This is a genomic window from Thermogemmatispora tikiterensis, from assembly GCF_003268475.1.
GTDB lineage: Bacteria > Chloroflexota > Ktedonobacteria > Ktedonobacterales > Ktedonobacteraceae > Thermogemmatispora > Thermogemmatispora tikiterensis.
The window spans coordinates 4,269,082-4,283,276 of record NZ_MCIF01000002.1 but is presented as its reverse complement, the minus strand read 5'-3'; the positions used below and the strand labels follow the sequence as shown (position 1 = coordinate 4,283,276).

Annotated in this window: 11 protein-coding genes and 1 tRNA gene; 6 read left to right on the top strand and 6 right to left on the bottom strand. The window is 61.4% G+C overall.

Annotated elements, in window-relative coordinates; translation table 11 throughout:
• Positions 1 to 28: 28 nt before the first annotated feature.
• A tRNA-Asn gene (locus tag A4R35_RS17070) sits at positions 29 to 100 on the top strand.
• Positions 101 to 248: 148 nt separating this feature from the next.
• Here the strand turns inward: A4R35_RS17070 and A4R35_RS17065 are convergent.
• From A4R35_RS17065 to A4R35_RS17055, 3 genes are all read right to left on the bottom strand, one after another.
• The gene (locus A4R35_RS17065) at positions 249 to 1,136 is read right to left on the bottom strand and encodes a GntR family transcriptional regulator (RefSeq protein WP_112431454.1); all 888 of its coding nucleotides are present in this window, start codon (positions 1,134 to 1,136) and stop codon (positions 249 to 251) included.
• A 120-nt stretch (positions 1,137 to 1,256) separates the two neighbouring features.
• The gene (locus A4R35_RS17060; RefSeq protein ID WP_112431452.1) at positions 1,257 to 1,667 is read right to left on the bottom strand and encodes a DUF302 domain-containing protein; all 411 of its coding nucleotides are present in this window, start codon (positions 1,665 to 1,667) and stop codon (positions 1,257 to 1,259) included.
• A 222-nt stretch (positions 1,668 to 1,889) separates the two neighbouring features.
• The gene (locus A4R35_RS17055; protein WP_223258379.1) at positions 1,890 to 2,378 is read right to left on the bottom strand and encodes an ArsR/SmtB family transcription factor; all 489 of its coding nucleotides are present in this window, start codon (positions 2,376 to 2,378) and stop codon (positions 1,890 to 1,892) included.
• Between the two features lie 172 nt (positions 2,379 to 2,550).
• Here A4R35_RS17055 and A4R35_RS17050 point away from each other — a divergent pair, with 172 nt between their 5' ends.
• The 4 genes from A4R35_RS17050 (at position 2,551) to A4R35_RS17035 (ending at position 9,156) form a co-directional block, all read left to right on the top strand.
• On the top strand, positions 2,551 to 2,904 hold the full coding sequence (locus tag A4R35_RS17050; RefSeq protein WP_112431449.1) for a rhodanese-like domain-containing protein: 354 nt from the start codon (positions 2,551 to 2,553) through the stop codon (positions 2,902 to 2,904).
• A 244-nt stretch (positions 2,905 to 3,148) separates the two neighbouring features.
• Complete coding sequence (locus A4R35_RS17045; protein ID WP_112431447.1) at positions 3,149 to 4,588, top strand: MBL fold metallo-hydrolase; 1,440 nt, start codon at positions 3,149 to 3,151, stop codon at positions 4,586 to 4,588.
• Positions 4,589 to 4,821: 233 nt separating this feature from the next.
• Entirely contained in the window at positions 4,822 to 5,529 is a 708-nt protein-coding gene (pdo, locus tag A4R35_RS17040) for a protein disulfide oxidoreductase (RefSeq protein WP_112431445.1), read from the top strand.
• An 891-nt stretch (positions 5,530 to 6,420) separates the two neighbouring features.
• Positions 6,421 to 9,156 (top strand): valine--tRNA ligase, encoded by a 2,736-nt coding sequence (locus A4R35_RS17035; RefSeq protein WP_112431443.1) that lies wholly within the window; start codon positions 6,421 to 6,423, stop codon positions 9,154 to 9,156.
• A 249-nt stretch (positions 9,157 to 9,405) separates the two neighbouring features.
• On the opposite strand, the gene A4R35_RS17030 is transcribed toward A4R35_RS17035, so the two are convergent.
• The 3 genes from A4R35_RS17030 to A4R35_RS17020 all read right to left on the bottom strand — a co-directional run bounded on the left by A4R35_RS17030 (position 9,406) and on the right by A4R35_RS17020 (position 12,324).
• Entirely contained in the window at positions 9,406 to 10,608 is a 1,203-nt protein-coding gene (locus tag A4R35_RS17030) for a WD40/YVTN/BNR-like repeat-containing protein (RefSeq protein WP_189361959.1), read from the bottom strand.
• 123 nt (positions 10,609 to 10,731) lie between these two features.
• Entirely contained in the window at positions 10,732 to 11,526 is a 795-nt protein-coding gene (gene map, locus A4R35_RS17025) for a type I methionyl aminopeptidase (RefSeq protein WP_112431439.1), read from the bottom strand.
• Positions 11,527 to 11,688: 162 nt separating this feature from the next.
• Positions 11,689 to 12,324, bottom strand: coding sequence for a GtrA family protein (locus A4R35_RS17020; RefSeq protein WP_189361957.1), 636 nt, complete (start codon positions 12,322 to 12,324; stop codon positions 11,689 to 11,691).
• A gap of 467 nt (positions 12,325 to 12,791) precedes the next feature.
• Between A4R35_RS17020 and A4R35_RS17015 the strand changes: the two genes are divergently transcribed.
• Entirely contained in the window at positions 12,792 to 14,180 is a 1,389-nt protein-coding gene (locus tag A4R35_RS17015) for a calcium/proton exchanger (RefSeq protein WP_112431435.1), read from the top strand.
• Positions 14,181 to 14,195 lie beyond the last annotated feature (15 nt).

The window sequence follows — 14,195 nt, the reverse complement described above, 5'->3', positions numbered from 1 at the left end:
ATGTCGCAAGCCGTTGTGAGAGTCCTATTCCTCGATAGCTCAACGGTAGAGCAACCGGCTGTTAACCGGTGGGTTGCAGGTTCGAATCCTGCTCGAGGAGCCTTGCAAGAAGAGAGCCACAGAGTATAACTTCTGTGGCTCTTCTTCTTTTTTATTATCGACTGTGGTCCAGGCTTCGCTCTCCTTATGCTCTGCCGTGTCTCTTCTTCCTTCTACCCTCGCCCTACCTTTGCCCCTGAGCACTCCGCTCATCCTTCGGCAGGCTCAGCGGGGTCCGCGCCGGGGCCGACCACGCCTGTGCCCTGACGGCCTTCCTCGTCGCTCGTCGATGGGAGCGTGGTCTCGGCAAAAATGGGGCGCAGCTCGCTAATGGCCGGTGGACGACTTCCACCGCCCCCGCGACGCTGCAGGCAGAGCCGATAGCTCACGCGGTCGGGTCGATAGTAGCGTTCCTGTATATAGACAGGGGCATTTCCTCCGGTGCAGGAGAGGCGACGAATCAGCAACAGAGCGGTGCCTACCGGCACCTCTAGCAGGTGAGCCTGTTCGGGCGTCGCATTGGCCGCCGTGATCTCAAAGGTGCCTGCCTCAATGGGGATGCCGTAGCGCGACTCCAGCAGATGAAAAATCGTCTCGCGGCTTAGCTCCTCCTCGGGCAGGAGCACGCCGAAGCGCATCGGCAGCCAGGTGACATCGAAGGCAATAGGCCGGCCATTGGCCAGGCGCAGACGATCAAGGCGCATCACCTCCTCACCCTCATGCAGACCCAGGGCAGCGGCCACCGCCGGACTGGCTGTCTCGCGCTGGAAGGCGAGCACACGCGAGGATGGTTCAAGGCCAGCCAGCTCCATGTCCTCGACAAAATCGGTCAGACGGACAAGGCTCTGCTCGATGCGCTTCTCGGCTACATAGGTACCTTTACCATGACGCCGCACGACCAGACCCTCGTCTTCCAGTTCGTTGAGAGCCTGACGTACCGTAATGCGACTGACTCCGTAGGTCTGCATCAACTCCTGCTCGGTCGGCAGGCGATCGCCAGGACGATAGACGCCGCGCTCAATCTCGCCACGCAGAATCTGCTCAAGCTGGTGATAGAGCGGCGTCGGCCCAGGCATCAATTGCTGTGGTGTTGGCATACTCCTCCTCAGCCTGGCCCAGTTCGCTTCCGTTCGCTTCCGCAACTATGGTTATGATGATATGTTCACTGCGGAACACTGCCCCTCATTATAGGATACCAGAGCACGCGCGACAAGCCATTATGCGGAAGTGGCATTGAGTGGGGCAAGCGCAGCAAGAGCACGCTGCAGCCGTGCACGCGCCTCCTGAGCGATCTGTTCAAGCTGGGGATTGCCGCTTACCGCCAGCATGGCCTGGGGATCGGCTATCTCGACACGGCTGCCGTCAGCGACGGCACGCACTACGACGTTGCAGGGCAGCAGGAGGCCGATCTCTGGCTCGAGTTCCAACGCCCGATGAGCCAGGTGGGGATTACAGGCTCCCAGAATCACGTAGGGAGCAGTCTCCAGCCCGAGCTTGTCATGCAGCGTGCGCCGTACATCAATTTCAGTCAGGACCCCAAAGCCTTCCGCCTTGAGGGCTTCCTTGATACGTTCGATAGCCTGCTCATAGGGTAGAGCCAGCGTGGTGCCAAAACCGTAGGTTACCATTGGTTTTCTCCCTCCTTCTTTGCACTACTCTCCTGGCAGAGACTGGAGCCTCCTCCAGTCTGCTGCTCGTCTGTTTGCTACGACAGATCACTATGGCCAAAACCACAAGAGGGGCGCTTTTCTGCTCACTCGTGGCCACGCGGGTGAGCGAACGCAGGCGAAGACTGGGCCGCAGGCGAGAGGAGAGGGCGCACCGCGCTGCGTTGGCAGCGAGCACGCGCCCTACTGGCGGGGCCCCGCTCCGCTGATCTCGCTCTCTTCTACTGGCGGCAGATCCTCCAGGGCCATCGCTGAGCCGAGCTGGAGAGTCTGCGCCAGCGTGGTAAAGCGCTCCTGAACACCAGCGCAGACGATGTCGCACAGGGTCAGGACGCTGGGGTCGGCCAGGGTATAGTAAATGCTGGTGCCAGCCTTGCGCCGCTTGACAAGTCCTCCCTGCATGAGGGCTGCCAGATGCTTCGAGACATTCGGCTGACTGGCCCCCGTCAGAGCGACCAGCTCGCCAACACTGCGCTCACCGCCCGTGAGAGCCGCCAGTAGCTTGAGACGCAGTGGCTCCCCCAGGAGACGGAAGCGCGCCGCAATCAGCTCGAGCAGCGGATCAGGAAAGCCCCCTTCGCTGCTGATCTGCTTCCAGCGCGTCGCGCTCTCTGGATCAAGCGGCTGCCGCTCCCCCCTGTCTTGAACCGGCTGGAGTCTCTCCTTTGTCAAGATGCTCTCCTTTCTCCCTCTGAGTAGTGGTCAATGGGTGAATGTCCATCATCACCACTTGACTTCATGACTATATAGTAATATAATTAGAAAGGAAAGTCAAGGAGAGCGAGCCGGCCCGCGCAAGGCGGGCGGCTCCTCCGTCAGATAAGCGAAAGAGAGAGCAAGGCTCATGTTTGGACGATTTCTACGACGCCCAGAAGAAGCCCAGGCTGTTGCCACAATCGATGTCCGCCAGGCCTGGGAGCGCCTGTCTCGCGCGGACAGCGAAGCCGTTCTGATCGATGTGCGTGAACCGTGGGAATATCGCAGCGGCCACGCGCCGCGCGCCGTCAATATTCCCCTTGGACAGCTCGCCACTCGCGTCGACGAGGTACCGCGCGATCGCGAGGTGCTGCTGATCTGCTTGAGCGGTCATCGCAGCGCCCAGGCAGCCAGGCTGCTCCAACGTTTGGGTCTCTCGCGCGTAGTCAATGTCAAAGGTGGGATCACGAGCTGGCGCCTGCACGGGCTGCCCGTCGAATAGCTCCTTACCTTAGATGGCCAGGAGCGCCGGGACAGCCGCAGCTTTCATCCTGTGGCGCGGGAAGGTCAGTGCCATCCGTTTTTTTAGCAGTTCAGTAGTTATATCGACATAACGTATCAAGATGATATACTCATAGAGGCCAGCCGCTCCAGCGGTTGAAGGACGAGCGAACGAGCGGCCCAGCCTTGGGCGAGCGCCACCCCCCCGAGGCTGGCAGCAGGCGGGTGGCTGTGAGGTGAGAACCATGCAAATCGAGCAGTTCTTCATTGAAGGTCTGGGGCACCAATCCTACTTTGTCAGCGACGGGCGCAGCGGTCAGGCGGCGGTGGTCGATCCACGTCGCGACGTCGACGTTTACCTGGAGGCCGCAGCGCGCTCGCAGGCGCGCATCACCCACATTCTGGAGACGCACATTCACAACGACTACGTCACCGGCGGGCGCGAGCTTGCGGCGCGCACAGGGGCCACGATTGTCGCCAGTGCTGATGCCCACCTGCTTTATCCTCACCAACCGGTGCGCGATGGCGACCGCTTCGGCGTGGGTGAGCTGACTTTCCAGGCCCTGGCGACCCCGGGCCATACGCCGGAGCATACGAGCTACCTGCTTTACCAAGCGGAGAGCAGCCAGCCCTATGCCCTCTTCAGTGGTGGCAGCATGCTCGTCGGTAGCGCAGGCCGCACCGACCTGCTCGGCCCCGAGCTGACCCTGACCCTGACGCGTCAGCAATACCACTCGCTGCTACGTCTCTTGCAGATGTTGCCCGATAGCGTGCTGGTCTACCCGACCCACGGCGCCGGCTCCTTCTGTGTGGCGAGCGCTGTTGGCGCCAAGCGCAGCACTACCATTGGTCAAGAGCGCCTGGCCAACCCCGTGGTGCAGGCGCGCGACGAAGTCGACTTTGTGCGCCGCCAGCTTGCCAGCTACACTGCCTACCCGCACTATTACCGCTACATGCATGATATCAACCAGCAAGGGCCGCGCATTCTGGGTGGGCTACCGGAGCTGCCACCGCGCTCGCCGCAGGAGGTGCAGCGCTGGTTGCAGCAGGGCCTGCCGCTGGTCGACGGTCGCCCGCGCACAGAGTTCGCTCGTGAACATATTCCCGGCTCCTTGAATATCGAGCTGGACAGCTCCTTCGCCACCTACGTCGGCTGGCTGCTGCCTTTCAATACACCGCTCTTGCTCCTGATCGAGGATGAGGAGGGCCGACGTGAGGCGGTGGTGCAGCTGATCCGCATTGGTTACGAACAGGCTCAAGGCTACCTGGCTGGCGGCATCGCGGCCTGGAAGGCTGCCGCTCTGCCCACGAGCAGCTTCGAGCGCATCGATATTGACACCCTCTATCGGCGCTGGAAAGGCCAGCCCTCACTGACCGTGCTGGACGTGCGCCGCGATGATGAGTGGCGGCAAGGCCATATCCCAGGCGCGCTTCACCTGCACATCGGCGATTTACCTCAGCACCTGGAGAGCCTGCCACGCCATACGCCTCTGGCGGTCATCTGCCACTCCGGTCACCGCGCCTCGATCGCTGCCAGCATCGTGGCGGCCACAGGACGCGAGGTCGTGGCTGTCGATGGTGGCGTGCCCGATTGGCAGGAGCGTGGTCTGCCGCTGGTGAGCGAGCCGGCAGAGGAACCCACCCTGCCGACGGCAGAGGATCTGGCAACGCACGCCCATCCGTGATGGTGAGGCCAGTGAGGTGATCGCAGACACTATCACAGGCAGAGTGCGAGCTGGCCAGTTGCCCGCTCCCTCTGCCCGACGCCTTCGCGGCGATATGGCTGTGCATGCAAGGTGCTACTGCGCGCGGTAGAATGTGGCGGGTCTCTCCCCTCTGGGGACGGGACTCGCCCGGCAGCGCGCAACAGGGTAGGAGAGTAACGCTTAGTCTCAGGAAAAGAAAAGAAGGTGATACAATGGCTTTAATTGAAGCGAGCGATCGTGAAAAGATTCGCGAGCTTTTCAAGGATCTGGATGGTGAGGTGACGATCACCTACTTCACGCAGCGCGAGTCGCCCCTGCTGATTCCAGGCCATGAATGCCAGTTCTGTAAGGAGACACGCGAGATTCTGGAGGAGGTGGCCAGCCTCTCGGAGAAGATCCATCTCGTGGTGAAGGATTTTTATCGCGATGAGGCCGAAGCCAGACAGCGCCAGATTGAGCGTATTCCGGCCTTCATCCTGGAGGGCAAGGCCAGGGGGCGTCTGCGCTTCTTCGGTATTCCAGCAGGCTACGAGTTCAGTACGCTGATCGAGGATATCCGCCGGCTGTCGCGTGGCGAAACGATGCTCAGTCCGCAGACACAGCAGCAATTGCAGTCGCTGCAGCAAGACCTGCACATTCAGGTGTTTGTCACGCCAACCTGCCCTTACTGCCCACGCATGGCCCTGCTGGCTCATGAGCTGGCGATGGCCAGCGAGCGGGTGACGGCGGATGTCGTCGAGGTTTCCGAATTCGTCGATCTGGCCCAGCGCTACCGCGTCCAGGGTGTACCTAAGACGGTGATCAACGACCGCCTGGAGATTCTGGGAGCGGTGCCAGAGACGCGGCTGATGCAGCAGATCATCGAGGCTTTTGCCCCTGCGGCTGCCCAATCTTCTCAGCCCTCTCAGCCACAGCAATGAGGCAGGCCAAAGAGGGACCAGAGCACAAGGCTTTCCTCCCCAGGGAAGGGCCTCCCAGAGCCAGAAATGAGCAAGCCAGCCTTTGTCTGGCAGATTGCTTATCGGCTTGACATTTGCTACGCGATCCGCTACACTAGAAACAATCCGAACAAAGGCGCATGCTACGCGCTCTAGAGAGTGACACAGACGTTGAACAGGAGGAGTAAGCGCTCTGGCCCCGGCAGAGAGGGAAGATCGCCGGCTGCAAGTCTTCCCCGGATGGCAAGCGCTGAAGGTCGCCTGGGAGTCTGAGTAAGGGAGCTTGTCGCGGTCCCGGCAGAGCTGAGCAAGGGAGAGAACAATCGCAGCAGGAGCGTTTCGCTCCGCCCCCTCCCTACTCGCTCGTCAGCAGCTGAGAGCCTGGACGCGCGAGCTGCTGCGGTGTGCCCGTTAGCGCACGAATGAGGGTCAATCGTCTCCTGCCAGGAGCAGGGGAGGAGAGCAGTGTCGTTGCCCAAGATCACGGTCTTGACTGGTCGGTAGGGGCGCCCGAGCGTCAGCGTGAGCGCAGGACGATTGACTGAAGCAAGGTGGTACCACGAGTATGAACCCTTCTCGTCCTTGACGGCGGGAAGGGTTTTCTGTTAGAACCGTTATCCAGCCGCATCCCTGCGTTGGGACACGGGGCTCCCTGGTTAGCCCGCACGCAGCCTGGCCTCGCCTGCTCTCAGGGCCGCAGTCTGAGCTGACAAGAGGTGGGTGGCCTGGCCGCGTCTGTCTGATTGACCTGAGTAAAGTATGCTTTGAGCCACCATCGTTCTCATCATCATTGTTGCAGTCGTTCATCATAGCAGCCAGGGCAGTCCAGCCAGGCGGTGACAGCAAAGTTCACCCACTACCGCAGGAGGGAACATGATTGAACAGGAGAAGATAGCCAGTATCGAGGAGAAAAAGCAGTTGCTTGCGGCCCTGCCCAAAGCCTATGAGCCGCAGGCGGTCGAGGGAAAATGGTATCGCTTCTGGGAGGAAGGAGGCTACTTCAAGCCGCGCCCGAATCCGCAGCGGCCCTCCTTTGTGATCAGCATGCCACCGCCCAACGTGACCGGTGTCTTGCACATCGGCCATGCCCTCACAGCAACCATTGAGGACATCATGATCCGCTACCACCGGATGCGTGGCGATGAAACGCTGTGGGTGCCCGGTGAGGACCACGCTGGCATCGCCACACAGGCGGTGGTAGAGCGCGAGCTCGCCAAAGAAGGGACCAACCGCCACCAGCTTGGTCGTGAAGCTTTTCTCGAGCGCGTCTGGCAATGGGTCCATCACCATCGCCACTACATCCAGGATCAGCATCGCCGGCTCGGTGCCTCCTGCGACTGGTCGCGCGCCCGCTTCACGCTTGACGATGGCCTCTCGCAGGCCGTGCGCGAGGTCTTTGCGCGCCTCTACGAGGAGGGCCTGATCTACCGGGGTGAGCGCATCATCAACTGGTGCCCACGCTGCATGAGCGCCATCTCCGATCTGGAGGTGGAGCATGAGGATACCCCTGGCAAGCTGACCTACGTGCGCTATCCGCTCAAACCCGAGGCCGGGAGCAACGCCGAGACAACGGAGTATATCAGCGTGGCCACCACGCGCCCGGAGACGATCCTCGGCGATACGGCGGTGGCCGTCAACCCGCGCGATGAGCGCTATCGGCATCTGGTGGGCCGCCTGGCCATCCTGCCGGTCATTGGGCGCGAGATCCCGATCATCGCCGATGAGGCTGTGGAAATGGGCTTCGGCACCGGCGCGGTCAAGGTGACGCCCTTCCACGATCCAACCGACTTCGAGATTGGCCAGCGCCACGGTCTGCCGCGTGTGCAGGTCATCGGCTTCGATGGCAAGATGACCCCCGAGGCCGGTCCTTACGCCGGTTTGGATCGCTTTGAGGCGCGCAAGAAGCTCGTCGAGCAGCTCCAGCAGGAGGGCCTGATCGTCAAGATCGAGGATTATACGGTCCCCCTGGGCCACTGCCAGCGCTGCAATACGGTGATTGAGCCGTTGGTCTCGAAACAGTGGTTCGTGCGCATGAAGCCGCTGGCCACGCCGGCCCTCAACGCTGTGAAGTACGGGCAGATACGCATCCTCCCCGAGCGCTTCACGAAAATCTACTGCGACTGGCTGGAGAACATCCACGACTGGACGATCTCGCGCCAGCTCTGGTGGGGCCATCGTATTCCCGTCTGGTACTGCGATGATTGCGGCGAGATGATCGTCAGCCGCCAGGATGTGACGCGCTGCCCACACTGCGAAGGGAGCAGCCTGCGCCAGGATGAGGACGTGCTCGATACCTGGTTCTCTTCCTGGCTGTGGCCCTTCAGTACCCTCGGCTGGCCCGAGGATACGCCCGATCTGCGGCGCTACTATCCGACCTCGGTGATGGAGACGGGCTACGACATCATCTTCTTCTGGGTGGCGCGCATGGTGATGGCCGGTATTCATTTCATGGGGACGATCCCCTTCCGCGTCATCTACCTGCACGGCATGGTGCGCGACGCCAAGGGCGAGAAGATGAGCAAGTCGAAGAATAACGTCGTCGATCCAATCGAGGTCATGGATCAGTACGGCACCGACGCCCTGCGCTTCACGCTGGCTACGAGCAGCACGCCAGGCAACGATATGAAGCTGGTGCCCGAGCGCATCGTGGGCAACCGCAATTTCGCCAATAAGATCTGGAACGCCTCGCGCTTTGTCTTGACAGCGACCGCAGAGATCGAGGGCGGCGTGCCTCCTCTGGAGACCCTTCAGCCCCGTACGCTGGCCGATCGCTGGATCGTGAGCCGCATCTCACAGCTGATCAGCGACGTGACGCAATTGATTGAGGAGTTCCAGTTTGGCGAAGCCGGTCGCCGCATCCACGAGTTCTTCTGGACCGAATACTGCGACTGGTACCTGGAGATCGCCAAGGTGCAGCTCCAGGGTGACGCCGCGACCCGCGAGACGACGGCAGCAATCCTGCGTGCGGTGCTCGATGCCTCGCTGCGCCTTCTCCATCCATTCATGCCCTTTGTGACAGAGGAGGTGTGGCAGCATCTCTACCGCTTCAGCGAGCCGGCGCCAGAGCGCTGGCCGGCCCCTGCCCTGATCGTGGCCCCCTGGCCGCAGGCTGTGCCAGCCGCTAAAGACGAGGAGGCCGAGGAGGACTTCGCCCTCTTGCAGGAGCTGATCTCGCGCATCCGCGACGCGCGCAATCAGCTCGGCGTGGAGCCAGCCCGTCGCATTCAGGTGCTGCTGGCTGCTGGCCCGAAGCTCGCCCTCCTCAGCGAGCAGGCGCCCTTGATCGAGTTTCTGGCGCGCACAGAGACGCCGCGCTTCTATGAGCGTCTGGAGCCCAAGCCACAAGGGGCGATGGGCCTGCTGGCTGGGCCGGTGGAGATCTACCTGCCACTGGCCGGGATGTTCGACGTGGAGAAGGAGCTGGCGCGCCTCGATAAGGAGATCGCTCGTACGGAGCAGGAGATTGCCCGTTTCCAGGCGCGGCTGGCCAACGAGGAGTTCGTCAAGCGGGCCAAACCCGAAGTGGTGGAGCGCGAGCGCGAGCGCCTCAGCGAGCAAGAGGAGCGGCTGGCCAAGCTGCGTGAGCGCCGCGCAGCTTTGAGCAGCTAAACGCCAGCGCTTGCCATCAGGGCAGGAACCAGGCTGGCTCAGGTCGAGTCACCACGGCCAGCCTGCTCCGCTCAGCCGGAGAGGGAGAGCAGACAGGTACTCCCATGTTCCTCCTTTTTCGCGCGCACAGGCAGGGAGCGGCCCATCGCAGCAGGCGATGGGCCGCTCCTTTTCCAGACACGCCACCGACAAGGAGAGAAGCTATCTGCTCACCTGATAGCTGAAGCCAGCCAGCCAGCCAGCCAGGACTTAGCTGAGCTGCTGCCAGCTTTGACCGGCGTCGTTCGTCCTCAGAATATGGGTTTGCGCCGGAGGCGCCAGGCACAAGGCCCAGCCCGTGCTGGCCGTCAGAAAATCCAGTTGAATGACGTCCGCGAAAGGACCAGTGGGTAGCTGCTGGCTCCAATGCTGTCCTCCGTCGTGCGTCACATAGAGCGTCGTGCGGTCGGTCGCATAGCCAATATTGGCCGAGACAAAGGACCAGGCGATGACCGAAGCCGGCAGCGCCTGGCCAAAGCGCCAGCTTTTGCCACCGTCGTGGGTGACGTAGAAATAGAGGCTCGCCTTGCCAGCGGCATAGACATTGACGGGCAAGAGGCCATCGCGATCGGAGAAGAAGCGCGGCGGCAGGGTGGCAATTTGGGCCTTCTCGCTTCCAGTGGGAAGTGGCAGAGACTGAGGCTGCCAGCTCTGGCCACCGTCGTGCGTTACATAGAGCCAGGCTCGATTGAGGGCCGGCTCACTGCCAGTGGCCCAGCCAGTGGTCGTATTGAGAAAAGCCAGACCGGACTTGCTGCCGCTGTAGGGAAGGGTCGTTGAGCTTTGCGCCGTGCGAGCCTGGGCCGCGGAGACCTGCATGATGCGCTGCCAATGGCTGCCCCCATCGGTGGTGCGCCAGATGGCAACGGCCTCGGCATTGGTGGCAATACCCAGATTGACCAGCAGCCAGCCGTGGAGAGCGTCGACGAAGGTCAGTTGTACAACGCCGATGCCTGGAGCCGGCACATCTGTCCGCTGCCAGCTCCGGCCCCCATCGCTCGTATGATAGATCGGCGTGGTCGATCCACCCTGGAAAATGAGGGCCACCCAGGCAGTTTGAGCATTCAGGTAGGCAGCGACAATACGCTCAACGGGTTCCCGAGGGACCGAGCCAGCCTCGGGCTGAGGCGTAACATCTTGCCAGTGTACTCCGCCATCGCTGGTGCGCAGGACAGAGCGCTGGGTTGAGGCCCAGCCATGCCGCTCGTCGCACATCAGCAGCGCCTGCATCTGCTGCGCCGCCGCATTGAGTGCCGGCGAGGTCGGAGAGGGCGGTGTCCCCCCCAAAGGGAGACAGCCGCTACCAAGAGCCAGGAGGAACAGGGCCGCCAGTACCAGCCACTGCGGAGAAACCTGCCACCGCTGCGGACCTTGCCGCCGCTGAACATCGCCATATGCTGCTGCTTCCGCCATCAGGCAGACCTTCCTTGTCGCGCTTGCTCGCCAACAGGCGACGGGTCCATAGCCCATGAACTGCTTTCGCCAGGTATCGTTTGCATGCACTCTGCAGAAGAGAGAGCTGGCCCAGTGAGACAATCAGCCCCAGACGAGGCCGCCACTACCGGTCGTCAGCACCTGGGGGCCATCCTCGGTCAGGGCAATGGTATGCTCGAAATGGGCACTGAGCGAGCCGTCGGCTGTCACAATGGTCCAGTGGTCGGGAAGGATACGAATCTCTTTGCTCCCCATGCCCACCATTGGCTCTACGGCAATGACCAGGCCAGGTTGGAGGGGGAAATCCATCTCGCGACGATAAAAATTTGGCACCTGCGGCGGTTCCCACATCTCCCGTCCAATGCCGTGCCCGACCAGTTGCTCAAAGACGGTAAAGCCAGCCTGACGAATGGTTCGCTCCATGACCTGGGCTACCTCGGCCCAACGCGATTTGCGCCCAAGTAGCTCAATAGCCAGATGAAGAGCGCCCTCAGTCACCTGGAGCAAACGCCTGGCCTGATCATTAACCCCTCCCACGGCATGGGTTACTGCGGCGTCACCGCACCAGCCATCGAGACGACAGCCGATGTCGATGCTCACCAGATCCCCTTCCTGGAGACGCCGCTTGCCAGGAATGCCGTGCACGATTTGCTCATTGAGTGAGATACAGGTAGCTGCTGGATAAGGCACCGGACCGGGGACTCCTTTGAAAAGCGGAGCCGCCCCCTGCTCGGCCAGAAAGGTTTCGACGGCCTCGTTGATCTCAGCAGTGCTCACCCCCGGCTTGACCAGCGAGGCCGCCACCTGATGAGCCCGCCAGACAATTTCTCCTGCCGCCCGCATGGCCTCAATCTCAGCGCGCGACTTCAGGCGATAGGTCACTCCCTTGCTGCTCATGGCTCATGCTCACTCTCAGCTCAGTCCAGTTCGGTCAGTCTCCAGCCCGGCAGATCAATTGCTGACCTGTCTGCCAATGCCGCCTTCCTTCCCCTCGCTCCGCGCTCGTCCCCATCCCCAGTGTTCTCTGGTTGCACCGTCCCAGATTAACAGTCCGCGGTCTCAGTGGGCCGCACTCATTCCTCCGTAGGTAAAGATGTGATGGAAGGAGAAATTGTAAATCAGGACCAGGAAAATAGCGATGGCCTGCGACAGGAGCGCCGGCACATGCGCCAGGCTGGTCAGACCTAGCTCAATGCAGAAATTCAACAGGCTGCCGACAATGGCCGTGAGGTGAAAGCGCAGGCAGCGCTGCACCCACGAGCGCTGATGGCCAGGAAGATGACGGAAGGTAAAGTAATCGTTAGCCAGGAAATTGGCAATGATTGAGATTTCAGCGGCAGTAATATTAGCAATGGCATTGTGCAGCGTACTATTGACCGATATAGACATGCGGTAGAACATAATATAGAAAACAACCATATTGACGACAGCAGCTGCACCACCGATGAAAAGGTAAGTGAAGAGCCGCTGAAACCAGCCAGCCTTGCCGCCAGTGAGATCATCAACGAAGGCAAGGAAGCGGTTCACCAGCGCCAGCGAGGTTGGCTGATAGCTCGGCAGGCCGGGAGCCGAGCCTTGAGCGGCGGCCCCAGCCCCACTGGCAGAGACTGCCGGCTGTGGCTGCGTGCTGTGTTCAACCAGGGCAATCAGATCCAGTAGGTCATCCTGACGATCTTGCGTGATAGTATTCTTCATGCGTTCTCCGTGCCTACAATGGCCAATCAAAATTGTTACATTGGCACAAGCGAGTGAGAGATCGACAAAGTAACAGCCTTGTTTCCATCCAGGGATGTTAGTACCAGGCTGGTCCTGGTCACCCTGGCTAGTGTTCATGGGTGGCCATTCAAGGCTGACTGACTGACTGACTGACGGTATCCCTCCCTGGCCAGTCCCGGCCCAGGATCGCGACCCTCGTGCGCTTCTGAGCGGGCTGGCTCTGGCTCGCTGGCCTGAACTCAGTGGCTGAGGTTCTCTTTTTCAGCATAGGTGTCGCATCTAATGATGAGCAGCAATCTGGCCTCTTCCGCAGGATTACGGTAGACAGGGGTGGAGAAAATAGGCTTAACTACTGGGAGACTGGGGCTGCCTGTTCAGGCTCTCGCCTGACCCACGGAGCCACGCATGGGGAGCGGCCCCAGTGAGCTGCATGGGAAGGAGCGCTTATGTCGCGCTGGTTCTATAGTCTCTTGCTCTTCGCGGTTCTGGCCGTAGCCCTGGAGTGGCTGCGGGTAGAGATTCCTCCACTGCTGCGCTTTGGGTGTGCCGCCCTGGGTATTCTACCGCTGGCGGCGCTGATTGGGCGGGCTGTCGAGGCCGTGGCTGAGCATACAGGCGAGCGCATCGGGGGGTTACTGTTTGCAACCTTTGGGAATGTGACCGAGCTGATTATCGGCCTCTTTGCTCTAAGCGAAGGGCTGGTGGATGTGGTGCGCGCTTCGATCATCGGCTCTATTCTGGGCAATATCCTCCTGGTGCTTGGTGTGGCCACGATGGTCGGCTGCCTTAAGCATGGGCGGCTGCGCTTTGAGACGCGCCCGGCCAGCCAGTACGCATCATTACTAGCGCTCTGCATCGCGGGCCTCTTGCTGCCAGCGGTTGCCGAGCTGCTGGCTTCGCGCGCCGGTCAGAGCCATATTGTCGAACGCGGCATCCAGCTCTCCGACTTCATTGCCATTTTGCTGCTCCTCGGCTACCTGGCCTCCCTTCTCTTCAGTGTCTTCCGCTGGCGCGACCACCCTGCGGAGGGAGAGGAGGCAAGCGGCGATAGCTTTGAGCCGGTCTTAGGGGCGCGCTCCGAGGCGGCCATCTTACGTTTGCTCAGCTATCGTCAGCGTTTGGTCCATAGCAATCTGCCGAACAAGAGCGGCGTGCTGCGCGAGCTGGACCGCACCCTGCAGGCGATGGTCTCTGCGGAGCGGGTGGAAGCGACTCCAGGAGCCTCCACCGGAACGCCGCCGACAATGCCGAGCGCCAGCGGCACACCTGGCGAGCAGCGGCAGCCGGAGGCCGTCCCGACCGGTGGGCAGGCCCCGCGCGGGCAGGGAGAGCCGAAGCCTGCGCCTGCCTCAGAGGCCGTGGAGGAGAAAAAGCCTAATCTCTGGCTGGCTTTGCTCCTGCTGGCCGCCGCTACCGCCGGAGTGGCTGTGGTCTCGGACATCCTGGTCGCCTCAATTGAGCCGTTTACGCAGCTGCTTGGCTGGAATCCGGCCTTTGTCGGCCTGGTCTTCCTCCCGCTCATTGGCGGTCTGCCCGAATATTTCAACACCATCAATATGGCGCTGGATAAGCGGATGGGCATGGTACTGGCCGCCTCCGCCGGCTCGTCTATTCAGATCGCGCTGCTGGTGGCACCGATTCTGGTGCTGTGCAGCCTGCTGGCGCCTCAGCGTCTGGACCTGGTCTTCAGCATCGTAGAGATCGCAGTTTTGGCTCTGGGGGCTTTCCTCTTTAGCGAGATTACGCACGATGGTGAGCTGGTCTGGCTGGAAGGGCTGCTATTGATCCTGCTCTACGCTATTATGGGTGGCACCGTCTTTCTCTTCGGCGCTTGAAGCACGCTCAGTGAG